19 protein-coding genes are annotated in these 26,477 nt (G+C 69.6%); 11 read left to right on the top strand and 8 right to left on the bottom strand.

Annotated features, from left to right (window positions below):
• Positions 1–136 precede the first annotated feature (136 nt).
• The 5 genes from H305_RS0118225 to H305_RS0118205 form a co-directional block, all read right to left on the bottom strand.
• On the bottom strand, positions 137–808 hold the full coding sequence (locus tag H305_RS0118225; protein WP_028801633.1) for a FadR/GntR family transcriptional regulator: 672 nt from the start codon (positions 806–808) through the stop codon (positions 137–139).
• A 420-nt stretch (positions 809–1,228) separates the two neighbouring features.
• Entirely contained in the window at positions 1,229–2,845 is a 1,617-nt protein-coding gene (locus tag H305_RS0118220) for a glycerol-3-phosphate dehydrogenase/oxidase (protein WP_028801632.1), read from the bottom strand.
• Between the two features lie 8 nt (positions 2,846–2,853).
• Entirely contained in the window at positions 2,854–4,392 is a 1,539-nt protein-coding gene (gene glpK / locus H305_RS0118215; RefSeq protein WP_028801631.1) for a glycerol kinase GlpK, read from the bottom strand.
• Between the two features lie 129 nt (positions 4,393–4,521).
• Positions 4,522–5,316: an MIP/aquaporin family protein gene (locus H305_RS0118210; RefSeq protein ID WP_028801630.1), complete on the bottom strand. Its 795-nt coding sequence runs from the start codon at positions 5,314–5,316 to the stop codon at positions 4,522–4,524.
• 836 nt (positions 5,317–6,152) lie between these two features.
• Positions 6,153–6,917: an IclR family transcriptional regulator gene (locus tag H305_RS0118205; protein ID WP_028801629.1), complete on the bottom strand. Its 765-nt coding sequence runs from the start codon at positions 6,915–6,917 to the stop codon at positions 6,153–6,155.
• 268 nt (positions 6,918–7,185) lie between these two features.
• On the opposite strand from H305_RS0118205, the gene metH reads away from it, so the two are divergent.
• The 4 genes from metH (at position 7,186) to H305_RS0118185 (ending at position 15,460) form a co-directional block, all read left to right on the top strand.
• A complete protein-coding gene (metH, locus tag H305_RS0118200; protein ID WP_028801628.1) occupies positions 7,186–10,713 on the top strand; it encodes a methionine synthase in 3,528 nt (1,175 codons plus the stop codon).
• A 141-nt stretch (positions 10,714–10,854) separates the two neighbouring features.
• A complete protein-coding gene (locus H305_RS0118195) occupies positions 10,855–11,556 on the top strand; it encodes an HAD family hydrolase (RefSeq protein WP_028801627.1) in 702 nt (233 codons plus the stop codon).
• Between the two features lie 631 nt (positions 11,557–12,187).
• Positions 12,188–13,792 (top strand): ABC transporter substrate-binding protein, encoded by a 1,605-nt coding sequence (locus tag H305_RS0118190; RefSeq protein WP_028801626.1) that lies wholly within the window; start codon positions 12,188–12,190, stop codon positions 13,790–13,792.
• 84 nt (positions 13,793–13,876) lie between these two features.
• The gene (locus H305_RS0118185; RefSeq protein WP_028801625.1) at positions 13,877–15,460 is read left to right on the top strand and encodes an ABC transporter substrate-binding protein; all 1,584 of its coding nucleotides are present in this window, start codon (positions 13,877–13,879) and stop codon (positions 15,458–15,460) included.
• A 110-nt stretch (positions 15,461–15,570) separates the two neighbouring features.
• On the opposite strand, the gene H305_RS0118180 is transcribed toward H305_RS0118185, so the two are convergent.
• Together H305_RS0118180 and H305_RS0118175 are read right to left on the bottom strand one after the other, a co-directional pair.
• On the bottom strand, positions 15,571–16,242 hold the full coding sequence (locus tag H305_RS0118180; protein WP_028801624.1) for a response regulator: 672 nt from the start codon (positions 16,240–16,242) through the stop codon (positions 15,571–15,573).
• A gap of 14 nt (positions 16,243–16,256) precedes the next feature.
• Positions 16,257–17,165 (bottom strand): PD-(D/E)XK nuclease family protein, encoded by a 909-nt coding sequence (locus tag H305_RS0118175; RefSeq protein WP_028801623.1) that lies wholly within the window; start codon positions 17,163–17,165, stop codon positions 16,257–16,259.
• 199 nt (positions 17,166–17,364) lie between these two features.
• Here H305_RS0118175 and H305_RS0118170 point away from each other — a divergent pair, with 199 nt between their 5' ends.
• The 3 genes from H305_RS0118170 to H305_RS0118160 all read left to right on the top strand — a co-directional run bounded on the left by H305_RS0118170 (position 17,365) and on the right by H305_RS0118160 (position 20,856).
• Positions 17,365–19,131 carry a site-2 protease family protein gene (locus H305_RS0118170; RefSeq protein WP_028801622.1) on the top strand — a complete coding sequence of 589 codons (1,767 nt, stop codon included), beginning with the start codon at positions 17,365–17,367 and terminating at the stop codon, positions 19,129–19,131.
• A gap of 56 nt (positions 19,132–19,187) precedes the next feature.
• The gene (locus tag H305_RS0118165; protein WP_028801621.1) at positions 19,188–20,090 is read left to right on the top strand and encodes a tRNA (adenine-N1)-methyltransferase; all 903 of its coding nucleotides are present in this window, start codon (positions 19,188–19,190) and stop codon (positions 20,088–20,090) included.
• A 190-nt stretch (positions 20,091–20,280) separates the two neighbouring features.
• Complete coding sequence (locus tag H305_RS0118160) at positions 20,281–20,856, top strand: hypothetical protein (RefSeq protein WP_028801620.1); 576 nt, start codon at positions 20,281–20,283, stop codon at positions 20,854–20,856.
• A 135-nt stretch (positions 20,857–20,991) separates the two neighbouring features.
• Here the strand turns inward: H305_RS0118160 and H305_RS0118155 are convergent, their stop codons facing one another.
• On the bottom strand, positions 20,992–21,297 hold the full coding sequence (locus tag H305_RS0118155; protein WP_028801619.1) for a ferredoxin: 306 nt from the start codon (positions 21,295–21,297) through the stop codon (positions 20,992–20,994).
• 254 nt (positions 21,298–21,551) lie between these two features.
• On the opposite strand from H305_RS0118155, the gene arc reads away from it, so the two are divergent.
• The 4 genes from arc to prcB all read left to right on the top strand — a co-directional run bounded on the left by arc (position 21,552) and on the right by prcB (position 26,432).
• Positions 21,552–23,318, top strand: coding sequence for a proteasome ATPase (gene arc, locus H305_RS0118150; protein WP_028801618.1), 1,767 nt, complete (start codon positions 21,552–21,554; stop codon positions 23,316–23,318).
• Between the two features lie 234 nt (positions 23,319–23,552).
• Positions 23,553–25,064 carry a depupylase/deamidase Dop gene (gene dop / locus H305_RS0118145; protein ID WP_420708093.1) on the top strand — a complete coding sequence of 504 codons (1,512 nt, stop codon included), beginning with the start codon at positions 23,553–23,555 and terminating at the stop codon, positions 25,062–25,064.
• Between the two features lie 156 nt (positions 25,065–25,220).
• The gene (locus tag H305_RS0118140; protein ID WP_028801616.1) at positions 25,221–25,439 is read left to right on the top strand and encodes a ubiquitin-like protein Pup; all 219 of its coding nucleotides are present in this window, start codon (positions 25,221–25,223) and stop codon (positions 25,437–25,439) included.
• 147 nt (positions 25,440–25,586) lie between these two features.
• Complete coding sequence (gene prcB, locus H305_RS0118135) at positions 25,587–26,432, top strand: proteasome subunit beta (protein WP_028801615.1); 846 nt, start codon at positions 25,587–25,589, stop codon at positions 26,430–26,432.
• Positions 26,433–26,477: the final 45 nt, after the last annotated feature.

The raw sequence follows: 26,477 nt of genomic DNA, 5'->3' as shown, positions 1-26,477 counted from the left end.
GGGGCCCACCGCAGCCCCCTTGCACGGGGGAGTGAACGGATCACTGCCCCGCGCGGGGGCCGGAAACACCCTTGATCGCCGCCGCGCGCCGCCCCTCAGTCATCCGAGCTGTCCCGGGAGGGCCGGCGGACGGCGTCTAGAGCGTCGAGCGCAGCCACTGCTCCACGCTCGCGATGTGCACCGTCGCCCACGACCTGGCGGCCTCCGCGTCCCGGTCGCGCAGGGCGGACAGGATCGCGCGGTGCTCGTGCAGGGTGCGGCTGACCGCGTCCTCCTGGGTCAGGCCGCGCCAGATACGGGCCCGGGTGGTCGGCCCCGAGAGACCGTCGAGGAGGGAGCACAGCACCGAGTTGCCGGAGGTCTGCACGATGCCCCGGTGGAACTCCAGGTCGCACGCGACGAGCTCCTCCACCGACGGTGCCGCGCCGAGGGCGTCCAGCTGGGCGGTCAGCGCGTCCAATTGCTGCTCACCGATGCGGGTGGCGGCCATGGCCGTGGCGGCCGGCTCCAGGATGCGGCGCACGGCGAGGAATTCGAGGACCGTGTCGTCCCGGTGGAAGTCGACGACGAAGCTCAGCGCCTCCAGCAGGAGCTGGGGGTCCAGGCTGGTCACGTAGGTGCCGTCGCCCTGCCGGACGTCCAGGATGCGGATCAGCGAGAGCGCGCGCACCGCCTCCCGCAGGGAGTTGCGGGACAGCCCCAGTTCGGCGGCGAGCTCGCTCTCCTTCGGCAGCCGGTCACCGGGACGCAGCGCGCCGGAGACGATCATTCCCTTGATCTTCTCGATCGCCTCGTCGGTGACTGCCATGCCGGGCCTCCCTGGTCCTCGGAATGCCGTTCAGACATCCGACGTCTCAGCCTCATTATGGGGTTTCAGCAGGCTGAACGGGACGAAAACCGAGGCACCGGGGCGCACCCGCACGACGGGACGGCGCCACCGCGGACCGCCTGTTCCCACAGGGTGCTCGGCGCCTCCCGGCGCACCACCGGCGCGATCTCCCGCGCGAACCGGTCCAGCGTCCCGACCTGTTCCGCCGTCGACACGTTCCCGGCGGTGGTGGATCAGCCGGGCGTACGGGCGCGCGGCTGGATCGCGTCGGCGGTGAACAGGGGAACGCCGTGCTGCGCCGACGAACCGTGCACCTCGGGCCGGTGCCTCCCGCGTGCCGGAGACGCCGAAGGGGCGGCTCTCCCCCGTGGGAGCCGCCCCTTCGGACCGAGCAGACGCCTACTTCTCGTCGAGCAGGTCCTGCACCTTGCCCCGGACGTCGTCCGTGGCGAGACCGCGGATCGTCAGCGTCGTCCGCCGGCGCAGCACGTCGTCCGCCGTTTGGGCCCACTCGTTGTCACGGGCGTAGACGACCTGGGCGAGGATCTCCGGCGCGTCCGGGTGGACGCGCTCGCCGAGCTCGGGGTTCTCGTTCGCCAGACGGGCGATGTCGAAGGCCAGCGAACCGTAGTGCGTGGCCAGGTGCTTGGCGGTGTCGGCCGCCATGCGCGGGCCGGGCGCCGGTCCGTCCACGAGCAGCCGGTGGGCCACGGCGCGCGGGTTGGCGACCCCCGGCAGCGGAAGCTTCTTCGGCAGTTCGGAGATCGGCTCGAAGTCCTCGCCGAGCGGGTGGCCCGGCAGCGACTCCAGCTTCTTCATGACCGTACGGCCGATGTGCCGGAAGGTCGTCCACTTGCCGCCCGCGACGGACAGCATCCCGCCCCGGCCCTCCGTGACGACCGTCTCGCGCTTGGCCTTCGAGGTGTCACCCGGGCCGCCCGGAAGCACCCGCAGGCCGGCGAACGAGTAGGTGATCAGATCGCGGGACAGCTGCTGGTCGCGGATGGAGAACGCGGCCTCGTCCAGGATCTGGGATATGTCGTTCTCGGTGACGGCGACCTCGGCCGGGTCGCCCTCGTACTCCTCGTCGGTGGTGCCGAGGAGCAGCATGTCCTCCCAGGGGAGGGCGAAGGTGATGCGGTACTTGTCGATGGGCGTGGCGAGCGCGGCCTTCCACGGGGAGGTGCGCTTGAGGACCAGGTGCGCGCCCTTCGACAGCCGGATGGACGGCGCCGCGTTCGGGTCCTCCATCTTGCGCAGGTGGTCGACCCAGGGGCCGGTGGCGTTGAGCACGAGACGGGCGTTCACGCCGAACTCGTCGCCGGACAGCCGGTCCTTGAGGTCGGCGCCGGTGACCCGGCCCCTGGTGAAGCGCAGGCCGGTGACCTCGGCGTGGTTGAGGACGACGGCACCCGACTCGACGGCCGCGCGGACCGTCATCAGGGCCATCCGGGAGTCGTTCATCTGGTCGTCGCCGTAGACGGCGACGGCCTTGAGGTTGTCGGTGCGCAGCTCGGGCACGTCCTGCGCGGCCTTCGAGGGGCTGAGCAGGTGGCCCACGCCGTCACCGAATCCGGAGAGCGCGGAGTAGGCGAAGACGCCCGCCCCGAGCTTCGCGGCGCCGTGCGGCCCGCCCTTGTACACGGGGAGGTAGAACGTGAGCGGGTTCGCCAGGTGGGGGGCCACCTGGCGGGAGACCGCACGGCGCTCGAAGTGGTTCTCCGCCACCAGCTTCACCGCGCCGGTCTGCAGATAGCGCAGGCCGCCGTGGAGAAGCTTGGAGGAGGCGGAGGAGGTGGCGGCGGCGAAGTCGCCGGCGTCCACCAGAGCCACCCGCAGCCCGGACTGCGCGGCGTGCCAGGCGGTGGAGATGCCCAGGATGCCGCCGCCGATGACGAGGAGGTCGTACGTCGCCTTGGAGAGCTGCTCCCGGGTCTCGGCGCGGCTCGGGTTCGAGCCGGTGGCCGGGTGCGTACCGAGGGCAGGCACGGACTGCAGGGTGGCTTGACTGGTCATGCGGGTTCTTACTCCTCGTCCTCGATCCAGCCCATGGTCCGCTCGACGGCCTTGAGCCAGCTCTTGTACTCACGGTCGCGGGTCTCCGCGGCCATGTTCGGGGTCCACTCCGCGGCCCGGCGCCAGTTGGCGCGCAGGTCCTCGGTGTTGGACCAGAAGCCGACGGCGAGACCGGCGGCGTAGGCAGCGCCGAGGCAGGTGGTCTCGGCGACCATCGGGCGCACCACGGGGGCGTCCAGGACGTCGGCCAGGGTCTGCATCAGCAGGTTGTTGGAGGTCATGCCGCCGTCGACCTTGAGGGCCGCGAGCTCGACGCCGGAGTCCTTCGTCATGGCGTCGGTGATCTCGCGGGTCTGCCAGGCGGTGGCCTCCAGGACGGCGCGCGCGATGTGCGCCTTGGTGACGTACCGGGTCAGACCGGCGATCACACCGCGGGCGTCGGAGCGCCAGTACGGGGCGAACAGACCGGAGAAGGCCGGCACGAAGTAGGCGCCGCCGTTGTCCTCGACCGACGAGGCGAGGGTCTCGATCTCGGCGGCGGACTTGATGAGGCCCATCTGGTCCCGCATCCACTGCACCAGCGAGCCGGTGACGGCGATGGAGCCCTCCAGGGCGTAGACCGGCGCCTCGTCGCCGATCTGGTAGCCCACGGTGGTCAGCAGTCCGCTGTACGAGTTGATGATCTTGTCACCGGTGTTCATCAGCATGAAGGTGCCGGTGCCGTACGTGGACTTGGCCTCGCCCTCGGAGAAGCAGGTCTGGCCGAACAGGGCCGCCTGCTGGTCGCCGAGCGCGGAGGCGACGGGGATGCCGCCGAGCAGGTCGCCGAGCTTCCCGCCGGTGATCTCGCCGTACACCTCGGCGGAGGAACGGATCTCCGGCAGCATCGCCAGCGGGACGCCGATGGACTCGGCGATCTTCTCGTCCCACTGCATGGTGTGCAGGTTCATCAGCATGGTGCGGGAGGCGTTGGTCACGTCGGTGACGTGCTTGCCGCCGTTGACACCGCCGGTCAGGTTCCAGATGACCCAGGTGTCCATGGTGCCGAAGAGGATGTCCCCGGCCTCGGCGCGCTCCCGCAGGCCCTCGACGTTGTCGAGCAGCCAGCGGGCCTTGGGGCCGGCGAAGTACGACGCGAGCGGCAGGCCGGTCTCGCGGCGGAAGCGGTCCTGGCCGACGTTGCGGCCGAGTTCCTTGCAGAGCGCGTCGGTGCGGGTGTCCTGCCAGACGAGGGCGTTGTGGACGGGCTCACCGGTGTTCTTGTCCCAGAGCAGCGTGGTCTCACGCTGGTTGGTGATGCCGATGGCCTTGATGTCGTCGCGGGTGATGCCGGCCTTCTCGATGGCCCCGGCGACGACCTCCTGGACGTTGGTCCAGATCTCGGCGGCGTTGTGCTCGACCCAGCCCGGCTTCGGGAAGATCTGCTCGTGCTCCTTCTGGTCGACGGAGACGATGCGGCCGTCGCGGTCGAAGACGATGCAACGGGACGAGGTCGTCCCCTGGTCGATCGCGGCGATGAAGGGGCCGGCGGTGTGTGCGTCGGTCACGGTGTGCTCCTGGAAGTTCCGTATGAGAGGGGCTTTTCTACGGCGCGGTGCTTCAAGCGGTGCTGTACGGCTTGCGGGCTTGCGAGCGGGTGCTCCGAGCCTTGCTCTGTGCGCTTACAGGCTGTCCTCTTAAGCGAAGGCGACGTTGTATATGCCTGCCGCGATCGCGCCGCCGATGAGCGGACCGGCGATCGGGATCCAGGCGTAGCTCCAGTCGGAACCGCCCTTGTTGGGCAGGGGGAGCAGGGCGTGCACGATGCGCGGACCGAGGTCACGGGCCGGGTTGATGGCGTAGCCCGTGGGCCCGCCCAGGGAGAGGCCGATGCTCACCACCACGAGCGCGGTGATCAGGGCGCCCAGGGTGCCCAGGCCGTTGCCGTTGTCGTTCAGGCCCTGGGTGAGGACCGCGAGGACGAGCACGACGGTGCCGATGATCTCCGTGGCGAGGTTCTGCACCACGTTGCGGATCTCGGGGCCGGTGGAGAAGACACCGAGCACGGGGCCCGCGCCGGTCTCCTGGGCCTCGACGGCCTTGGTCTTGGTGGCCTGCGCGCCCGGACCGCCGACGATCTCGCGGTCGGTGAGGTGCGCGTGGAACTGGCCGTAGTAGGCCGCCCAGACCAGTGCGGCACCGATCATCGCGCCGAGCATCTGTCCGGCGAAGTAGGTGGCGACGTTGCTGAAGTCGTTGTCCTTGATCGCGAGCGCGAGCGTCACGGCCGGGTTCAGGTGCGCGCCGGAGAGGGGCGCCGAGATGTAGACCGCGGTGAGGACCGCGAAGCCCCACCCGAAGGTGATGGCGAGCCATCCGGCGTTGCGCGCCTTGGAGGCCTTCAGTGTGACGGCGGCGCAGACGCCGCCGCCCAGCAGGATGAGTACGGCGGTACCGATGGTCTCGCCGATGAAGATGTCGGAGCTGGACACCCGCGACTCCTTTGTCCTTCGTCCAGGGGAAGCCGAACCCCGGGTCCCTCCGGTGGTTCGTGCTCTCGGGGAATGAGAGCGATGCCGGCCCTTGGCGTTGCCACACTCTAGCGCGTATTGCCGGTAGGTGTTCGACAATGCCGACCGATGGACGGGAGTCTTGCTCTCGCGTAAGCGCCTCGTCAAGAGCTCGGGTATCGAAAACACGATCGTTATTGATCGATGCGGGCTATCGATCTTGAGAGGGCTCCGCACCGCGTCCGACCGGGCACTTTGCGCTCCGCTCGGTGGTCGATGTTTCCGCGCGCTCGGCCCCCGCGGGGCCGCGGTCGCGTCTGCCGGGGGCCGGGGCCGGGGGGTGGTTCCCGGGCGTGCGGGTTGTGGAGGGTTGCTCGCGCAGCTTCCCGCGCCCCGGGCGGGCGCTTGCCAGGCCGGTGCTGCCGGGTCAGGGGCGCGGGGAACTGCGCGCTCAGCCCGCGCGGAGGCGCGGTCCGCGTGCCGGGGGTGGTTCCTGGGCGGTGGGGGTTGTGGTGGTGGCGCTCGCGCAGCTTCCCGCGCCCCTGGCGGGCGCGTGCCGGGCCGGTGCTGCCGGTGGTGGTGGGCGCTCGCGCCCCTGGAGGGCCCGGCGGGGAGCGCGGGGAACTGCGCGCTGAGCCCCGGCGTGCGTCCCTGGCGGCGGCGGCCCTGCGGCTCCGCGGGGAACGGGGCGCTCGGCTCCCGCGGAGCCGCAGGCGCGGGTGCCTGCGGCCCCCAGGGCGGCTGCGCCCGGCCTGGGGGCGCGGTGCCAAAGAGACAGGCCCCCGGAACGCGGAGGTTCCGGGGGCCACGCGCGGGCGTCAGAAGCGTCCGGCGCCCAGGTCCCGGGACACCGCACGCGCACAGTCCCGTACCGCCGCGATCAGATCCGGCCGCAGCTCACCGTCCTTGCAGACCCGCTCCACGGCACCGGTGACGCCCACCGCTCCCACCGGCATCCGCCGCCTGTTGTGGATGGGCGCGGCGATCGAGGCGACCCCCGTCCAGGTCTCCTCGACGTCCTCGGCGTACCCGCGCGCCCGGGTCATGTCGAGCACACCCTCGAACTGGTCGAGCTCGCTGACCGTACGCGGTGTGAACGTCTTGCGCTCCGCCTCCAGGACCTCGCTGTGCGCCACCGGGTCGTACGCCGACAGGACCTTGCCGAGGGCCGTGGAGTGCAGCGGTTGCATGGCCCCGACCTCCAGGACCTGACGGCTGTCGTCGGGCCGGAACACGTGGTGCACGATCAGCACGCCCTGCTGGTGCAGCACGCCCAGATAGACGCTCTCCCCGCTGGAGCGGGCCAGATCGTCGGTCCACACCAGCGCGCGCGCCCGCAGCTCGTGCACGTCCAGATACGTGGTGCCCAGGCGCAGCAGCTCCGCGCCGAGCTGATAGCGCCCGGAGGCCGTGTCCTGCTCGACGAACCCCTCCTGCTGGAGGGTCCGCAGTATGCCGTGGGCCGTACCCTTGGCCAGGCCCAGCGACGAGGCGATGTCCGACAGGCCCAGCTGCCGCTCGCCGCCCGCGAGCAGCCGCAGCATCGCCGCCGCCCGTTCGAGCGACTGGATGTTCCGTGCCATCGCCGTGCTGCCTCCGTCCCCTTCGGCCGTCGGCGCGCAACTCACTGCCGCCGTTCGGCAATGTCGAACACTACCGGTCGCTGCCGATCTCTCGCTAATGGGTGCTCGTCACATGTTTGGTCCGTGCCCGCACCCCCGTCCCGCGCGCCACGCCCGTCCGCCCCGTGGACGCCCCGACCCTCCATCGGCGCTCCGGGCTACCCTGACGGCGTGCGCCTTCCATGGGAAGCGCAAAGCCGACAGCCGTCGCACTCCAGGGAGCACCTTCATGGCCTCGTTGCCGAACCCGTCCCTTTCGTCCGATCTCTCCGAGAGCCGGAGGCGAACCGACGCCCTCCGAGAGGCGCTGGCCACCCGCGTCGTGGTGGCAGACGGCGCGATGGGCACGATGCTCCAGGCGCAGGACCCCACGCTGGAGGACTTCGAGAACCTCGAAGGCTGCAACGAGATCCTGAACCTCACGCGCCCCGACATCGTCCGCTCCGTCCACGAGGCCTACTTCGAGGTGGGCGTCGACTGCGTCGAGACGAACACCTTCGGCGCGAACCACTCGGCGATGGCCGAGTACGACATCGCCGGTCGCGTCCACGAACTGTCCGAGGCGGGCGCCCGGCTCGCGCGTGAGGTCGCCGACGAGTTCGGCGCCCGCGACGGCCGCCAGCGCTGGGTGCTCGGCTCCATCGGCCCCGGCACCAAGCTGCCCACTCTCGGTCACGTCTCCTACACCACGCTGCGCGACGGCTTCCAGGCGAACGCCGAGGGCCTGATCGCCGGTGGTGCCGACGCCCTGATCGTGGAGACCACCCAGGACCTCCTGCAGACCAAGGCCTCGCTGCTGGGCGCGCGCCGGGCGATGGACGCGACCGGCGCGAACCTGCCGCTGCTGTGCTCGATGGCCTTCGAGACGACCGGCACGATGCTGCTGGGCTCCGAGATCGGCGCGGCGCTCACCGCGCTGGAGCCGCTCGGCATCGACATGATCGGCCTGAACTGCTCGACCGGCCCCGCGGAGATGAGCGAGCACCTGCGCTACCTCACCCGCCACTCCCGCATCCCCCTGCTGTGCATGCCGAACGCCGGTCTGCCCGTGCTCACCAAGGACGGCGCGCACTTCCCGCTCGGCCCCGAGGGACTGGCCGACGCCCAGGAGAACTTCGTACGCGACTACGGCCTCTCCCTGGTCGGCGGCTGCTGCGGCACCACCCCCGAGCACCTGCGCCAGTTGGTCGAGCGGGTCCGCGAGGCCAGGCCCGGCGAGCGTCGCCCTCAGCCGGAGCCCGGGGCGGCATCCCTCTACCAGACCGTGCCCTTCCGCCAGGACACCGCGTACATGGCGATCGGTGAGCGCACCAACGCCAACGGCTCCAAGAAGTTCCGCGAGGCCATGCTGGAAGGCCGCTGGGACGACTGCGTGGAGATGGCCCGCGACCAGATCCGCGAGGGCGCGCACATGCTCGACCTGTGCGTCGACTACGTGGGCCGCGACGGCGTCTCGGACATGGAGGAGCTGGCCGGGCGCTTCGCCACCGCGTCCACGCTGCCGATCGTCCTCGACTCCACCGAGGTGGACGTGATCCGCGCCGGCCTGGAGAAGCTGGGCGGCCGCGCGGTCATCAACTCGGTCAACTACGAGGACGGCGACGGCCCCGAGTCCCGCTTCGCCAAGGTCACCCGGCTGGCGCAGGAACACGGAGCCGCGCTGATCGCGCTGACCATCGACGAGGAGGGGCAGGCCCGCACCGTCGAGACCAAGGTGGCGATCGCCGAGCGGCTCATCGAGGACCTGACGGCCAACTGGGGCATCCACGAGTCCGACATCCTCGTCGACTGCCTCACCTTCACGATCTGCACCGGCCAGGAGGAGTCGCGGGGCGACGGCATCGCGACGATCGAGGCGATCCGCGAGCTCAAGCGCCGCCGCCCGGACGTGCAGACCACGCTGGGCCTGTCCAACATCTCCTTCGGACTCAACCCGGCCGCCCGCATCCTGCTCAACTCGGTCTTCCTCGACGAGTGCGTCAAGGCGGGCCTCGACTCGGCGATCGTCCACGCGTCCAAGATCCTGCCGATCGCCCGGTTCGACGAGGAGCAGGTCAAGACCGCCCTGGACCTCATCTACGACCGGCGTGCCGAGGGCTACGACCCGCTGCAGAAGCTGATGGCCCTGTTCGAGGGCGCCACCACCAAGTCGCTGAAGGCGGGCAAGGCCGAGGAACTGGCCGCGCTGCCGCTGGACGAGCGGCTCAAGCGGCGCATCATCGACGGCGAGAAGAACGGCCTGGAGGCCGACCTCGACGAGGCCCTGACGGACCGCCCCGCCCTCGACATCGTCAACGAGACACTGCTCGACGGCATGAAGGTCGTCGGTGAGCTGTTCGGCTCCGGCCAGATGCAGCTGCCCTTCGTCCTCCAGTCCGCCGAGGTCATGAAGTCGGCCGTCGCCCATCTCGAACCCCACATGGAGAAGTCCGAGGCGGAGGGCAAGGGCACCATCGTGCTGGCCACCGTGCGCGGCGACGTCCACGACATCGGCAAGAACCTCGTCGACATCATCCTGTCCAACAACGGCTACAACGTGGTCAACCTCGGCATCAAGCAGCCGGTCTCCGCGATCCTGGAGGCGGCCGAGGAGCACCGCGCCGACGTCATCGGCATGTCCGGGCTCCTGGTCAAGTCCACGGTGATCATGAAGGAGAACCTGGAGGAGCTCAACCAGCGGGGCCTGTCCGCCGACTACCCGGTGATCCTCGGCGGCGCCGCCCTGACCAGGGCGTACGTCGAGCAGGACCTGCACGAGATCTACGAGGGCGAAGTGCGCTACGCCCGGGACGCCTTCGAGGGCCTGCGCCTGATGGACGCGCTGATCGGCGTGAAGCGCGGAGTGCCCGGCGCGGCGCTGCCCGAGCTGAAGCAGCGCCGGGTCCGGGCCGCGGCGAACACGGTCGTCGAGGAGCGGCCCGAGGAGGGTCACGTCCGCTCCGACGTCGCCGTCGACAACCCGGTGCCGACGCCGCCGTTCTGGGGGACCCGCGTGATCAAGGGGATCCAGCTCAAGGAGTACGCCTCCTGGCTGGACGAGGGTGCCCTGTTCAAGGGGCAGTGGGGCCTCAAGCAGGCCCGCACGGGCGACGGGCCGACGTACGAGGAACTGGTCGAGACCGAGGGCAGGCCGCGGCTGCGCGGACTGCTGGACCGGCTCCAGACCGAGAACCTGCTGGAAGCGGCGGTGGTCCACGGCTACTTCCCGTGCGTGTCCAAGGACGACGACCTGATCATCCTGGACGAGGGGGGCAACGAGCGGACCCGGTTCACCTTCCCCCGTCAGCGCCGCGGCCGCCGGCTGTGTCTGGCCGACTTCTTCCGCCCGGAGGAGTCCGGTGAGACGGACGTCGTGGGCCTCCAGGTCGTCACCGTGGGCTCGCGCATCGGCGAGGAGACCGCCAAGCTCTTCGAGTCCAACTCCTACCGCGACTACCTCGAACTGCACGGCCTGTCCGTGCAGCTGGCCGAGGCCCTCGCCGAGTACTGGCACGCGCGCGTGCGCTCCGAGCTCGGCTTCGCCGGCGAGGACCCGGCCGCCGTCGAGGACATGTTCGACCTCAAGTACCGCGGGGCCCGCTTCTCGCTCGGCTACGGGGCCTGCCCCGACCTGGAGGACCGGGGCAAGATCGCCCGCCTGCTGGAGCCGGAGCGCATCGGCGTCCACCTGTCCGAGGAGTTCCAGCTGCACCCGGAGCAGTCCACGGACGCCATCGTCATCCACCACCCGGAGGCGAAGTACTTCAACGCCCGCTGAGTGTGCCGCGCGGCACACCGCCGCGCGTCACAACGCGCACTGATCGGATAAGTCGTACACTGGTCGATCCACTGCAGGCCGGTTGTCCCTTTGCCGAAAAGGGGCGGCCGGCCTGATCGTCCCTCAAGGAGGTGCGCCCGGATGACCAGTACGGTCCCCGCGCTCGGTACCCGTACGGCCGAAGGCTCCGCCCTGCAGGCCGTGCTCCTCGACATGGACGGCACCCTGGTGGACACCGAGGGCTTCTGGTGGGACGTGGAGGTCGAGGTCTTCAAGGCCCTCGGTCACACGCTCGACGAGTCCTGGCGCCATGTGGTGGTCGGTGGTCCGATGACCCGTAGTGCCGGTTTCCTCATCGAGGCCACCGGAGCCGACATCCCCCTCGCCGAGCTGACCGTCCTGCTGAACGACGGGTTCGAGGACCGTATCGGCCACTCACTGCCGCTGATGCCGGGCGCGGCCAGGCTGCTCGCCGAGCTGGCGGCCCACGAGATCCCCACCGCCCTGGTCTCCGCCTCGCACCGCCGTATCATCGACCGCATCCTGGGCTCCCTGGGTCCCCAGTACTTCGCCCTGAGCGTCGCGGGCGACGAGGTGGAGCGGACCAAGCCGTTCCCCGACCCGTATCTGCTCGCGGCCGCGGGGCTCGGCGCGGACCCGGCCCGATGCGCTGTCGTGGAGGACACCGCGACGGGTGTCGCGGCCGCCGAGGCCGCGGGCTGCCGGGTGGTGGCGGTCCCCTCGGTCGCGCCGATCGCACCGGCCGCCGGACGTACCGTGGTCAACTCGCTCGAACAGGTGGACCTGCCTTTTCTCCACGGTCTGATGACGCACATGCACTGACTGACCCGTGCACCGACCGTGTGGAACGAATGCTCCGGCCCGGGAAGCCGAATCACGCTGCGTGTGAAAAGTGAACACCTGCGTAACCGACCCGAGGCTCGGGGGAGCGGAATCAAATCACTCAGTGTGCGATTCCGTACCACCCAGCGTGTCTACCCGAATCGGCGAGCGCGTGGGGCCGAATCCACGGAATTGCCGGAGGAGCCTCACAGGGGCCCCACGGGAAGCCCACAGAGACCCCCCGGGGCGACCCGGGGAGGCTTCCCGGGTCATGCATTTCTCGACCGTGTGGCTGAATTCCAGTACTCGCCAACCCAGTTGATGCTGTGACGTTCGTCACTTTCCAAGGGGTCGACAACCGGCCCCCCATATGCCGCCATCCGCCAATTCGGGGCGGTCGGCGAGCCCTTGTGTCCCGATTGGTGGAATGCTGCACTAAACCTTCCGCTGTCGGGTTATCGGTGCGTCCGCGCCCGGTTTCGCAGCGTGATGGGGGCTCAACTCCGGTACCTGCGGGCGGTCGTGCTGGTGCGGACTAATCTCATCGCGAGAACATCGCCGTATCCCCGTGACCCGCCGCACACCCTCGCCCGCGGGCCCGTGGAATCTACAGCTCTGGAGAACTTCGAGCATGAACCGCAAGACTTTGGTGCTGCCGGCCGTGGTCGGCCTGCTCGCCCCTGTGCTCGCCGCGTGTGGTGGGTCCGACAGCGGCAGCAACAGCGGCGATGCCATCGTTGTCGGTACCACGGACGTGTTCACCGAATCGAAGGATGCCCCGGCTCCCGTCGACCCGGCCTACGCCTACGACGTCGGCACGTGGAACATCCTTCGCCAGACCGTGCAGACGCTGATGATCCAGCCGCGCGGCGACGGCGAGCCCGAGCCCGAGGCCGCCGAGAAGTGCGGCTTCACGGACACCGGCAACGAGCGTTACACCTGCACGCTCCGCGAGGGCCTGAAGTTCGCGAACGGCGACAGCGTGACCGCCAAGGACGTCAAGTTCTCGATCGACCGTGCCCGGTCCATCAAGGCGGACAGCGGCGTGTTCGCGCTGCTGTCCACGATCGACACCGTCGAGACGCGGGGCGACCGCGAGGTGATCTTCCACCTCAAGACCGCGGACGCCACCTTCCCGTTCAAGCTGTCGACGCCGGTCGCCGGCATCGTGAGCGCCAAGGACTACGAGAAGAACAAGCTCCGCGACGGCTTCGCCGTGGACGGTTCCGGCCCGTACACCCTGGAGTCCGAGGTCAAGGGCGACAAGCTCGTCAAGGCCGTCTTCACCAAGAACCCCCACTACAAGGGGCAGCTGACGGTGAAGAACTCCAAGGTCGAGATGCGCTCCTTCGACAGCGCCGACGCCATGGGCTCCGCGCTCGAAAAGGGCGACATCGACCTGATGACCCGCTCGATGACGCCCGACCAGATCAACAAGCTCGGCACCGCCACCGACAGCGACATCGACCTCAACGAGATGCCGGGTCTGGAAATCCGCTACCTGGCCTTCAACACCGACGCCCCGACGGTGAAGACGCGGGCCGTCCGCCAGGCCATGGCGCAGATCGTCAACCGCGGCGAGCTCATCTCCAAGGTGTACGGCTCCCAGGCCGAGCCGCTCTACTCGCTCGTCCCGGCGACCATCACCGGTCACTCGAACTCGTTCTTCAACAAGTACGGGGACCCGAGCGTCAACAAGGCCAAGTCGATGCTGACCAAGGCCGGCATCACCACCCCGGTCAAGCTCACCCTGCACTACACGACGGACCACTACGGTGCGGCCACCAAGCCCGAGTTCCAGGTGCTGAAGAAGCAGCTGAACGACAGCGGTCTGTTCGACGTGAGCATCGCCGGCACGACGTGGGACAAGTTCCGTCCGGCCGAGAAGGCGGGCGACTACGACGTCTACGGCATGGGTTGGTTCCCCGACTTCCCGGACGCCGACAACTACCTGGCGCCGTTCCTCGACAAGGACAACTTCCTCGGCTCGCCGTACACGAACAGCCAGGTCAGCAACAGCCTGATCCCGGAGTCCCGGCGCGAGGCGGACCGCCTCACCGCGTCGAAGAGTCTCACCGAGATCCAGGACATCGTGGCCGACGATGTGCCCGTGCTGCCGCTGTGGCAGGGTAAGCAGTACATCGCCACCCGAGACGACATCACCGGTTCGGAGTGGGCGCTCAATTCCTCCTCGACGCTCCAGCTGTGGGAGCTCGGCCGAGGTGTGAGCGGCTGACAGACTTCCCCGCCCCGGGGCCGTGAAGGCCCCGGGGCCCTCACGGCCCCGGGGCGCCGGGACCCGACGACAAGGCTCATGCACGTGAACATGCGCAAGAAGTGGCCGGTTCTGTCCATAGCGACGGGACTGGCCGTCGGCGTTCTCACCGGATGCGGCTCGGACAAGGGCGGCTCCTCGGGCGACGGCTCCGCCATCGTCATGGGAATGTCGGACGACGTCCTGGCGACCGACCCCGCATCCGGCTACGACCCCGGCTCCTGGCTGTTGTTCAACAACGTTTTCCAGTCGTTGCTGAGCTTCCCCAAGGGCGGCACCGAACCGGAGCCCGAGGCGGCCAAGGACTGCGCGTTCACCGACACGGCGACGACCGTGTACAAGTGCACGCTGCGCGACGGGCTGAAGTTCAGCAACGGCGACCCGCTCACCTCGAAGGACGTGAAGTACTCCTTCGACCGCCTGCTGAAGATCAACGACGACGCCGGACCGGCGATCATGTTCCCCATGCTCGACTCGGTGCAGACCCCGGACGAGAAGACCGTCGTCTTCCACCTCAAGTACGCCGACGCCACCTTCCCGAGCAAGATCGCCTCCGGCGCGGGCTCGATCGTCGACCACCGGCAGTACTCCTCGGACGGACTGCGCAAGGACAACCGCGCCGTGGGCTCCGGCCCGTACAAGCTGGACTCGTTCAGCAAGGACAAGGCCGTCTTCTCCGTCAACGACAGCTACCGGGGCAACGCCAAGGTCAACAACTCCGGTGTCACGCTCAAGTTCTTCCACGGCGACCAGGCCGTCCTGAAGAACGCGCTGCTGAGCGGCCAGATCGACCTCGCCTACCGAGGCCTCTCCGCCAACGACATCGCGGACATCGCGGGCGACACCTCGACCGGCATGGGCATCAACGTCGTCGAGGGCAGCAGCGCCGAGGTCCAGCACCTCGTCTTCAACATGGACGACCCGATCACCGGCAAGCTGGGCGTGCGCAAGGCCGTCGCCTACCTCCTCGACCGCGAGGCCCTGGTCAGCCAGGTCTACGAGGACACGGCGACGCCCCTCTACTCGATCATTCCGGCGGGCATCACCGGCCACAACACGTCCTTCTTCGACACCTACGGCGCCCGCCCGTCGAAGTCCAAGGCCGAGGCCGCGCTGCGTGCCGAGGGCATCACCGGCAAGGTGCGCCTCACCCTGTGGTCGACGCCCTCGCGCTACGGACCGGCCACCGACCAGGAGTTCGCCGCGATCGCCAAGCAGCTCGACGCCAGCGGGCTGTTCGACGCGACCGTGAAGTCCGTCTCCTACGACCAGTACGAGAAGGCCATCGCCAAGGGCAAGTACGGCGTGTACGTGAAGGGCTGGGTGCCGGACTACCCGGACCCGGACAACTTCACCGCCCCGTTCTTCGGCAAGGGCAACGTGCTGAGCAACAACTTCACCAACAGCACCATCACCGGGCACCTCATCCCGAAGACGGCGGCCGAGAGCGATCGCGCCTCCACCGACGCCGACTACGGCAAACTCCAGGACGTGGTGGCCGACGAGCTGCCCATGATCCCGATCTGGCAGGCCAAGCAGTACGCCGTCGTCCGCGACAACGTCTACGGCCTGGAGTACTGCCTCGACGCCTCGACCGTCTTCCGCTTCTGGGAGATCAGCAAGGGCTGACCGCGCCGCGCGGACGACGAAGGGCGCCCCCGTCCGGATCTCTCCGGACGGGGGCGCCCTTCGTGACGTCCAGGTGCGGCCGCCTGCGCGCCGCTCCAGGTGTGCGGGCCCTACTGCGCGCCGGGGCGCACCAGCCCGCTCTCGTACGCGTACACCGCGGCCTGCACCCGGTCGCGCAGCCCCAGCTTGGTCAGGACATGGCCCACATGCGTCTTGACCGTGGTCTCGCTGACGAACAGGTCGGCGGCGATCTCCGCGTTCGACAGGCCGCGGGCCACCAGCTTCAGCACCTCGACCTCGCGCTCGGTCAGCGTGTGCAGGGTGTCCGGCACCGCCTCGTCGCCCGACGGCAGATGGCCCGCGTACTTGTCGAGCAGGCGGCGCGTGATGCTCGGCGCGAGCATCGCCTCACCGGCCGCGACCACCCGGATCGCCTGCACCAGCTCATTGGCCGGCGCGTCCTTGAGGAGGAAGCCGCTGGCGCCCGCGCGCAACGCCTCCACCACGTACTCGTCGAGGTCGAACGTCGTCAGCACGAGGACCTTCGCCGGACCGTCCCGGCCAGGACCGGTGATCTGCCGGGTCGCCTCGACACCGTCCATCCGCGGCATACGGATGTCCATCAGAACCACATCGGGCTGCAGGGCGCGGACCTGGTCGAGGGCCTGGAGGCCGTCTCCGGCCTCGCCGACGACCGCGAGGTCCTGCTCCGCCTCCAGGATCATCCGGAAGCCGGTGCGCAGCAGCGGCTGGTCGTCGACCAGTAGGACGCGGATGGCCACGTAAGTCTCCTTCGCTAGTCCGGCCCCATTCTGCCCTGCTCGGTGCCACCGGACTGCGGCGCCCTGACGGGGAGCGGATACGGCGGGGGAGTACCGCCGAATTCCGGACACACCGCCTGGTGGTCGCACCAGCCGCAGAGCTTGGTCGGCCGCGGTCGCCAGTCGCCCGTCTCGGTGGCCTGCCGGATCGCGTCCCACAGGGCCAGCAGCTTGCGTTCGACGCGCTCCAGGTCCGCGATCACCGGGTCGTACGTCAGCACGTCACCGCTGCCGAGGTAGACGAGCTGGAGCCTGCGCGGGACCACCTGCTTCAGCCGCCACACCACCAGGGCGTAGAACTTCATCTGGAACAGGGCACCCTCCGCGTACTCGGGGCGGGGGGCCTTGCCCGTCTTGTAGTCGACGATCCGGACGTCGCCGGTGGGCGCCACGTCGACGCGGTCGATGATGCCGCGCAGCTTCAGCCCGGAGTCCAGCCGCGTCTCGACGAACAGCTCCCGCTCGGCGGGCTCCAGCCGGGTCGGATCCTCCAGCGTGAACCAGCGCTCCACCAACTGCTCGGCCTCACCGAGCCAGCGAGCCAGCCGCTCGCCCTCCGGGTCGTCCGCGAACAGCTCCGCGACCTCCGGCTTGGTCTCCCGCAGCCGGTCCCACTGACCCGGGATCAACGACTTGGCGCGCGGCGCGGTCCGGTCGACCGCCGGGGCGTCGAAGAGCCGCTCCAGCACGGCGTGCACCAGCGTGCCGCGGGTCGCCGCCTCGCTCGGCTTCTCGGGCAGCCGGTCGATCACCCGGAACCGGTACAGCAGCGGACACTGCATGAAGTCGCTGGCGCGCGAGGGCGAAAGCGACGCGGGCGGCGCGGCGGCCGGGCCCATGGGGCCGTCGGCGCCCGTCCCCGTGCCCTCGGTGCTGGTTTCCATGACGAAGACCTTACGGCCCGCCACTGACAGTGCCGCACCCCTGCGCGGCCGTGACGGCAGTGGGCCCGGGTGCGGGCGAAGGCACGGAAAACGGAGGGGGTGCCGGGGCGGAAGGCATCGCGACGGCCGCATACCATCGACCAGAGACCCTCCCGTTCCGCAGGACCGGGGCGGGGGACGCTTCGAACGAGGGGACATCGTGGACGAGAGCGGCGGGAGCGGGCAGCCGCATACCGACGAAGCGGCCGAGCGCCACGAGAGGCCCCAGGTCTCCCCGGGGCCGGCCGCGGACGCCCCGCGCCCCGGACCGGCAGGGTCCGTCCCGCACGGCGGACCGGAGCCGGCGGCACCGGGCGACGACGAGTCCCGGCCCCCCTCCGGCGCCACCGGCGCGGGCACGGCGGCGCACGACGGCCCGGGAACCCGCGCGTCCGCCTCGGACAGGTCGGCCGGGAGTGCCGGGGACGGCGCCACCGGCGGTCCCTCGCGCGGCACGGACGACGAGGGCGCCGGGAGTACCCCGCGCGGTGCCGGGGACGGCTCCGGGCCGGCCGGCGGCACCCCCGACTCGCCCGGGCGCGACACCGTCACCGAAGCTCCCGACGGACTCCGCGCCCCGTCGGGTCCGGTACGCGAGGCGCGGTCCGGCGGCGACGACCCCGACGACGCACCCACGACCATCCTGACGAAGCCCGCCGGCACCGCTGAGCCGCGGCAGCATCCGACGTCCGCGTCCACCGCCCCGGTGGGAGAGGCCCGGACCCGCGCACGCTCGGAGGGCGGCGGGGGAAAGCCCCCGCGGCGCGGCCGGGAGCCCGGCGGCGGACTGCTCATGGGGCGGCCCTTCGGCGTCCCGGTGTACGTCGCGCCGAGCTGGTTCCTCGTCGCCGCGTTGATCACCTGGGTGTTCGGCGGGCAGCTCGACCGCGTGCTGCCGGAGCTCGGCGCCGTCCGCTACCTGGTCTCCCTCTTCTTCGCCGTCGCCTTCTACGCGTCGGTACTGGTCCACGAGCTGGCCCACACCGTCGCCGCCCTCCGCTTCAAGCTGCCGGTGCGCCGGATCCAGCTCCAGTTCTTCGGCGGGGTGTCGGAGATCGAGAAGGAGGCCGAGACCCCGGGCCGGGAGTTCGTGCTGGCCTTCGTCGGCCCGCTGCTCTCGCTCGTCCTGTCCGGCGTCTTCTACCTGGCCATGAAGACCGTCGAACCGGGCACGGTACCGGGCGTCCTGCTCGCCGGGCTGATGATCTCCAACCTCATCGTGGCGGCCTTCAACCTGCTGCCCGGCCTGCCCCTCGACGGCGGCCGCATGCTCCGCGCCGTGGTGTGGAAGCTCACCGGCAAGCCGATGAGCGGCACCGTCGCCGCCGCCTGGTTCGGCCGAGCCCTCGCCGTCTCCGTACTGATCGGGCTTCCCCTGCTCACCCAGTCCGGAATGATCGGCGACGCCCCGGACGACATCGGCGGCATGGACACCGTCACCGACGCACTGCTCGCCGCGATCCTCGCCGCCATCATCTGGACCGGCGCGGGCAACAGTCTGCGGATGGCCCGCCTGCGCGAGCACCTGCCCGAGCTGCGGGCCCGCTCGCTCACCAGGCGCGCGGTCCCGGTGGAGACCGACACCCCGCTCTCGGAGGCGCTGCGCCGCGCCAACGAGGTCGGCGCCCGCGCTCTGGTCGTGGTCGACGCCGACGGCGAACCGCTCTCCCTCGTCCGTGAGGCCGCCATCGTCGGCGTACCGGAGCACCGTCGGCCCTGGGTCGCGGTCAGCAGCCTCGCCCAGGACCTGACCGACGGGATGCGGGTGTCCGCCGAGCTCGCCGGCGAGGAACTCCTGGACGTGCTCCGCGCGACGCCGGCCACCGAGTATCTGGTGGTCGAGGAGTCCGGCGAGATCTACGGAGTGCTGTCGGCCGCGGACGTGGAGCGCGCCTTCGTGAAGGCGATGGCGCGGCACCCGTCCTAGCGCCTGCCTCCCGCGGACTGGTCGGTGGCCCCCGCCGGGACCGGTAGGCTGTTCACATGTCCGAACCGACCGGTGCCGCCCGCAGGCGCGGGCCCTTCAAGGTCGGGGACCAGGTTCAGCTGACCGACCCCAAGGGCCGCCACTACACGTTCACGCTCGAAGCGGGGAAGAACTTCCACACCCACAAGGGTTCCTTCCCGCACGACGAGCTGATCGGCGCTCCCGAGGGCAGCGTTGTCCGCACCACGGGGAACGTCGCCTATCTCGCGCTGCGCCCCCTGCTCCCCGACTACGTCCTGTCCATGCCCCGCGGCGCCGCCGTGGTCTACCCCAAGGACGCGGGGCAGATCCTGGCCTTCGCCGACATCTTCCCCGGCGCACGCGTCGTGGAGGCGGGGGTCGGCTCCGGCTCGCTCAGCAGCTTCCTGCTGCGTGCCATCGGCGACCAGGGCATGCTGCACTCCTACGAGCGCCGCGAGGACTTCGCAGAGATCGCCCAGCAGAACGTGGAGCGCTACTTCGGCGGCCCGCACCCCGCCTGGCAGCTCACCGTCGGCGACCTCCAGGACAACCTGTCCGACACGGACGTCGACCGCGTCATCCTCGACATGCTCGCCCCCTGGGAGTGCCTGGAGGCCGTCTCCAAGGCGCTCGTCCCCGGCGGCATCCTCTGCTGCTACGTCGCGACCACCACCCAGCTCGCGCGGACCGTCGAGTCCATCCGCGAGATCGGCTGCTTCAACGAGCCGACGGCCTGGGAGTCGATGATCCGCAACTGGCACATCGAGGGCCTGGCCGTCCGCCCGGACCACAGGATGATCGGCCACACCGGCTTCCTGCTCACCGCCCGCCGCCTCGCGGACGGCGTCGAGCCGCCCATGCGCCGCCGCCGCCCCGCCAAGGGCGCCTACGGCGAGGACTACGCCGGCCCCAACGCCGACGGTGGAGCCGCCCGCTGACGGGAGCGGTACACACCCGCCCAACGCACCACGAACGTGGCCGAGTTCCCGGGAGCGCCCGGGAACTCGGCCACGGCCCTTTTCTGTTGACACGCAGCCAGAAGTACGGACCCCGCCGTTCCACCACGGTGTGACGTGTGGCACCATGCGGGACACCCCCCCGGCACAGCCCTCACGGGAGACACTCCTAGTGCAGCAATCCGCCGTCCCGGAACTGGCACACACGCACACCAGCCCCATCCAGTGGGTCGCCACGGCCACCGCCATCGCCGGTGTGGTCGCGCTCTCCTCCGTCCTGCAGCCCGACTCCGCGACAGCGGCCCAGCCGGGCCCGGCCGCCAGGACCGCGGCGGCCCCGGCGGCGGCCCCCGACCCGACCGGCGTCGCCTTCCCGATCGAGTGCGGCCCGGCCAAGGCCCTCGTCCAGAGGAAGGCGTCCGGCGACCTCGACGGCGACGGCCGCCCGGAGACCGTGGCCGTCGTCCGCTGCGACGCCGGCTCGGGCACCCCGCCCAATGGCGTCTACGTCCTCACCCAGGGCACGGGCGAGAAGAAGCCCCGAGTCGTGGCCACCCTGGTCGATCCCAAGGACCGGCTGAGCGTCACGGACTTCGCGGTGCGCGACCGGGCGGTCACCGCCACCTTGCTCGGCTACTCCTCGGCCGACGTACCGAGTTGCTGTCCGGACGTGAAGGACCTCGCCAAGTGGCAGTGGAAGGGCGGCGCTTTCGTCCGCTCCACCCCGTCCGAAGCACGGAGTGTGTGAGCACACTCCGTGTAGTCCCGGCGTCGTCCCGGTCACCCCGTCGTGGCCCCGACCGGTTCCGAACAAAAAAGAACACCCCCCGCGAAACGGGGGGTGTGAGAAACCGGACAGCGGTGACCCGGGGTGCCCGTGAGCTCACTCCGCGTCGGGACCGTAGACCTCGACCCTGTCCGAAACCCGACGTACGTGGATGCAATCGCCGGGACACTCCTTCACGGAGTCCTGCACGTCGCGCAGAAGCGGCAGCGGCACGGGCGTTGTGGCGCCGGGCGCCTGGAGCAGTTCGTCCTCGGGACTCTTCACGTACGCCAGACCGTCGATGTCCAGCTCAAAGACCTCCGGGGCGTACTGGGCGCAGATCCCGTCGCCGGTACAGAGGTCCTGGTCGATCCAGACCTCGAGCGCCTCGCCGATTGCCCCGGCATCCTGCTGCACGGTCATTTCTCCTGCCGTTTCCTGCGTCGAGCGACCCGAACTGACTGCAAGTCGGGCCAGCTCTGACGGGTGTTGAACGCTTCGACCCTACCTCCGTCCGCTTCCCAATCATGTTGGGTGGGTATTCCCCTGGCGTGAGGGAGAGCGCAAGGGTGAAGATCGGACACACCCCGACAGTCTTTGTGATCTAGGGGTTTCAATCGACACCCACCCAGGTAGGGTCTGGAAGCGTCCAGCTCCCCTTGGAGGAGGTGAGGACCGTGGCAGCCCACGACGACGACATGAACCGCGGCATCCGCCCGGGACGGGGGTCCGATGACCCCGCCGGACAGATTGCCTACCTTGAGCAGGAGATCGCCGTCCTGCGACGCAAGCTCGCCGACTCTCCGCGTCACACGAGGATTCTCGAAGAGCGGATCGTCGAGCTGCAGACCAACCTGGCCGGCGTGTCCGCACAGAACGAGCGACTCGCGAACACGCTCCGTGAGGCCCGCGACCAGATCGTGGCCCTCAAGGAGGAGGTCGACCGGCTGGCACAGCCGCCGGCGGGCTTCGGTGTCTTCCTCACAGCGAACGAGGACGGCACGGCGGACATCTTCACCGGGGGCCGCAAGCTCCGGGTGAACGTCAGCCCCAGTGTCGAGCTCGACGAGCTCAGGCGCGGCCAGGAAGTGATGCTCAACGAAGCCCTCAACGTGGTCGAGGCCATGGAGTACGAGAGCGTCGGCGACATCGTCACCCTCAAGGAGATCCTGGAGGACGGCGAGCGCGCCCTCGTGGTGGGGCACACCGACGAGGAGCGGGTGGTGCGGCTCGCCGAGCCGCTGCTGGACGTCACCATCCGTCCCGGCGACGCCCTCCTGCTCGAATCCCGTTCCGGCTATGTCTACGAGGTCGTCCCGAAGAGCGAGGTCGAGGAACTCGTCCTCGAAGAGGTCCCTGACATCGGCTACGAGCAGATCGGCGGCCTGGGCAACCAGATCGAGATGATCCGCGACGCGGTCGAGCTCCCGTACCTCTACCCCGACCTCTTCAAGGAGCACGAGCTGCGGCCGCCGAAGGGTGTCCTGCTGTACGGGCCTCCCGGATGCGGCAAGACGCTCATCGCCAAGGCCGTCGCCAACTCGCTGGCCAAGAAGGTCGCCGAGGTGACCGGTCAGGCCACCGGCAAGAGCTTCTTCCTGAACATCAAGGGCCCCGAGCTCCTGAACAAGTACGTCGGTGAGACCGAGCGGCAGATCCGCCTCGTCTTCCAGCGTGCCCGGGAGAAGGCCAGCGAGGGCACGCCCGTCATCGTCTTCTTCGACGAGATGGAGTCCCTCTTCCGCACCCGTGGCTCGGGTGTCAGCTCGGACGTGGAGAACACCATCGTCCCGCAGCTGCTCGCCGAGATCGACGGTGTGGAGGGCCTGCAGAACGTGGTGGTGATCGGTGCCTCGAACCGCGAGGACATGATCGACCCCGCCATCCTGCGGCCCGGCCGGCTCGACGTGAAGATCAAGATCGAGCGTCCGGACGCCGAGGCGGCGAAGGACATCTTCGGGAAGTACCTCACCCAGCGCCTCCCGCTGCACTCCGAGGACGTCGGGGAGCACGGCGGCGACAAGGCGGCCACCGTCCACGGCATGATCCAGACCGCCGTGGAACAGATGTACGCCGAAAGCGAGGAGAACCGCTTCCTGGAGGTCACCTACGCCAACGGTGACAAGGAAGTCCTGTACTTCAAGGACTTCAATTCCGGCGCCATGATCGAGAACATCGTCGGCCGAGCCAAGAAGATGGCGATCAAGGACTTCCTCGAACACAACCAGAAGGGTCTCAGGGTCTCCCACCTCCTCCAGGCCTGCGTGGACGAGTTCAAGGAGAACGAGGACCTGCCGAACACGACGAACCCGGACGACTGGGCTCGGATCTCCGGAAAGAAGGGCGAACGGATCGTGTACATCCGTACCCTCATCACCGGAAAGCAGGGCGCGGACACCGGACGCTCCATCGACACGGTGGCCAACACCGGTCAGTACCTGTAAAAGACAGGGCGGCTGCGGGTGCCCTTCATGGGTACCCGCAGCCGACTGTTTTGCGGGTCACGGCTGGAGCACAGCAATGACGCAAATGATCTCCCCACCAGCGCAGAGGCGTTCTAGGCTCTTTCGTACCGCCGAGTCGCGCAGTGCGGGGACGGGCACCGCACACGCACCGGAGCGCCAGCGGTACTTGAGCAGCGCCCCCGACCGAGGGCGCCGCCGGGCAAGGAGGGCCGCATGACCGTACGGCGAGTAATGGGCATCGAGACGGAGTACGGGATCTCCGTCCCCGGCCACCCCAACGCCAATGCCATGCTCACCTCGTCCCAGATCGTCAACGCTTACGCGGCGGCGATGCACCGGGCGCGCCGCGCCCGCTGGGACTTCGAGGAGGAGAATCCGCTGCGGGACGCGCGAGGCTTCGACCTCGCCAGGGAGGCCGCCGACGCCAGCCAGCTCACCGACGAGGACATCGGCCTGGCCAATGTCATCCTCACCAACGGCGCGCGGCTCTACGTGGACCACGCGCACCCCGAGTACAGCGCTCCCGAGGTCACGAACCCGCGCGACGCCGTTCTCTGGGACAAGGCCGGCGAGCGCATCATGGCCGAGGCCGCCGAGCGGGCCGCCCAGCTCCCGGGCGCCCAGCCGATCCACCTCTACAAGAACAACACCGACAACAAGGGCGCCTCCTACGGCACGCACGAGAACTATCTGATGAAGCGGGAGACCCCCTTCTCGGACATCGTGCGCCACCTGACGCCCTTCTTCGTCTCGCGCCAGGTCGTCACCGGAGCGGGCCGCGTCGGCATCGGCCAGGACGGACACGAGCACGGCTTCCAGCTCAGTCAGCGCGCCGACTACTTCGAGGTCGAGGTGGGTCTGGAGACGACCCTGAAGCGCCCGATCATCAACACCCGCGACGAGCCGCACGCGGACGCGGAGAAGTACCGCCGGCTCCACGTGATCATCGGCGACGCGAACCTCTCCGAGATCTCGACCTACCTCAAGCTGGGCACCACCGCCCTGGTCCTGTCCATGATCGAGGACGGCTTCATCGCCGTGGACCTCGCCGTCGACCAGCCGGTACGCACCCTCCACCAGGTCTCCCACGACCCGACGCTCAAGCGGCTCGTCACGCTCCGCAGCGGCCGGACCCTCACCGCCGTCCAGTTGCAGATGGAGTACTTCGAGCTGTCCCGCAAGTACGTGGAGGAGCGGTTCGGGGCGGACGCCGACGAGCAGACCAAGGACGTCCTGCTGCGCTGGGAGGACACCCTGAACCGCCTGGAGAACGATCCGATGAGCCTCTCCGGAGAGCTCGACTGGGTCGCCAAGCGGGAGCTCATGGAGGGCTACCGGCGCCGTGACGGCCTGGACTGGGACGCCGCGAAGCTCCACCTCCTCGACCTGCAGTACGCGGACGTGCGCGCCGAGAAGGGCCTGTACAACCGCCTGGCGGCCCGTGGACGCATGAAGCGCCTGCTGGACGAGGCCGAGGTCGACCGGGCCCGTACGAAGCCGCCGGAGGACACCCGCGCGTACTTCCGAGGGCGCTGCCTGGAGCAGTACGCGGACGACGTGGCGGCCGCGTCCTGGGACTCGGTGATCTTCGATCTGCCGGGCCGGGACTCGCTCCAGCGCGTCCCAACCCTGGAGCCGCTTCGCGGAACGCGTAATCACGTCAAGGCGCTCCTGGACCGCTGTCGCACGGCCGAGGACCTGGTCAGGGTGCTCTCCGGAGGCTGACCGGCGGCCCGTGCGGGGAGGGGCCGGACAGGGTGGAAAACCCGGCGCACGGGAATCATCGAGGTGGCCCCCGTACGTTGTAGCAACTGCGGGGCCGATGTCGGACCCTGCTTGTAGGGTCTGATCAAGAACGTCGAACCGAGCGGGGTGAGGGTTATGGCGACCAAGGACACCGGCGGCGGACAGCAGAAGGCGACGCGCTCCACCGAGGAGGTCGAGGAGCAGGCGCAGGACGCGCAGGCCTCCGACGACCTCAAGGAGCGCCAGGAGAAGCTGTCGGACGACGTCGACTCCGTACTGGACGAGATCGACGACGTCCTCGAGGAGAACGCCGAGGACTTCGTGCGTTCCTTCGTCCAAAAGGGCGGGGAGTAGCGCCAGTTGTCCGCCCCGGGGCCGGTCTGATCCATCAGGTCGGCGCCGGGACGGATGACCGGCGTACGCGCGGGTATGGTCCGTGCACAGATTTGATGATCGGCTCGGCCGTCCACGTCGGGCCGCAGCCTACGTGGAAGGAATCGCGTGGAAGCCAACCCTCGCAGCACCGGGCGTCTGCCGGCTGCCTTCCTGACGCCCGGCTCGTCCTCGTTCATGGACTTCCTGGCCGAGCACCAGCCGGACATGCTCCCTGGCATGCGGCGGCTGCCGCCCACCCAGGGCGTGATCGAGGCCCCGCACGGCACGACCATCGTCGCCGCCACGTTCCCCGGCGGTGTGGTCCTCGCCGGTGACCGGCGCGCGACCATGGGCAATGTCATCGCACAGCGCGACATCGAGAAGGTCTTCCCGGCCGACGAGTACTCGGCGGTGGGCATCGCCGGCACGGCCGGTCTGGCCGTCGAGATGGTGAAGCTGTTCCAGTTGGAGCTGGAGCACTTCGAGAAGGTGGAAGGCGCCCAGCTCTCCCTGGAGGGCAAGGCGAACCGCCTCTCCACGATGATTCGTTCCAACCTCGGCATGGCCATGCAGGGCCTCGCCGTGGTGCCGCTCTTCGCCGGGTTCGACGTGGACCGCGGCAAGGGGCGCATCTTCTCCTACGACGTCACCGGCGGCCGCTCCGAGGAGCTCGGGTACGCCGCCACCGGCTCCGGCTCGATCTTCGCGCGCGGTGCCATGAAGAAGCTCTACGGCAAGGACCTGACCGAGGAGCAGGCCACGACCCTGGTCGTCCAGGCCCTGTACGACGCGGCAGACGACGACTCGGCGACCGGTGGTCCCGATGTCGCCCGCCGGATCTACCCCATCGTCACCGTGATCACCGAGGACGGCTTCCGCCGGCTCACCGACGAGGAGTCCTCCGAGATCGCCCGCTCGATCCTGGAGCGGCGTCTGGAGCAGCCCGACGGCCCGCGGGCCGCACTGCTCTGAACCCGGCCTCCTTATCAAGGTGATCCAGTGACTTCGACAGAAAGG

The organism is Streptomyces sp. 142MFCol3.1, assembly GCF_000424945.1.
Lineage (GTDB): Bacteria > Actinomycetota > Actinomycetes > Streptomycetales > Streptomycetaceae > Streptomyces > Streptomyces siamensis.
The sequence above is the reverse complement of the archived record's forward strand: the minus strand, read 5'-3'. Positions and strand labels throughout refer to the sequence as shown.

What these genes read in the sequence shown, in the direction of transcription:
- H305_RS0118155 (WP_028801619.1), bottom strand. Translation starts at nt 21,297, where the DNA reads ATGACCGTGCAGCAGGATGCCGGGGCAATCGGCGAGGCGCTCGAGGTC.
- H305_RS0118175 (WP_028801623.1), bottom strand. Translation starts at nt 17,165, where the DNA reads ATGGAAACCAGCACCGAGGGCACGGGGACGGGCGCCGACGGCCCCATG.
- H305_RS0118165 (WP_028801621.1), top strand. Translation starts at nt 19,188, where the DNA reads ATGTCCGAACCGACCGGTGCCGCCCGCAGGCGCGGGCCCTTCAAGGTC.
- metH (WP_028801628.1), top strand. Translation starts at nt 7,186, where the DNA reads ATGGCCTCGTTGCCGAACCCGTCCCTTTCGTCCGATCTCTCCGAGAGC.
- H305_RS0118205 (WP_028801629.1), bottom strand. Translation starts at nt 6,917, where the DNA reads ATGGCACGGAACATCCAGTCGCTCGAACGGGCGGCGGCGATGCTGCGG.
- H305_RS0118140 (WP_028801616.1), top strand. Translation starts at nt 25,221, where the DNA reads ATGGCGACCAAGGACACCGGCGGCGGACAGCAGAAGGCGACGCGCTCC.
- H305_RS0118190 (WP_028801626.1), top strand. Translation starts at nt 12,188, where the DNA reads ATGAACCGCAAGACTTTGGTGCTGCCGGCCGTGGTCGGCCTGCTCGCC.
- H305_RS0118195 (WP_028801627.1), top strand. Translation starts at nt 10,855, where the DNA reads ATGACCAGTACGGTCCCCGCGCTCGGTACCCGTACGGCCGAAGGCTCC.
- H305_RS0118225 (WP_028801633.1), bottom strand. Translation starts at nt 808, where the DNA reads ATGGCAGTCACCGACGAGGCGATCGAGAAGATCAAGGGAATGATCGTC.
- dop (WP_420708093.1), top strand. Translation starts at nt 23,553, where the DNA reads ATGACCGTACGGCGAGTAATGGGCATCGAGACGGAGTACGGGATCTCC.
- H305_RS0118220 (WP_028801632.1), bottom strand. Translation starts at nt 2,845, where the DNA reads ATGACCAGTCAAGCCACCCTGCAGTCCGTGCCTGCCCTCGGTACGCAC.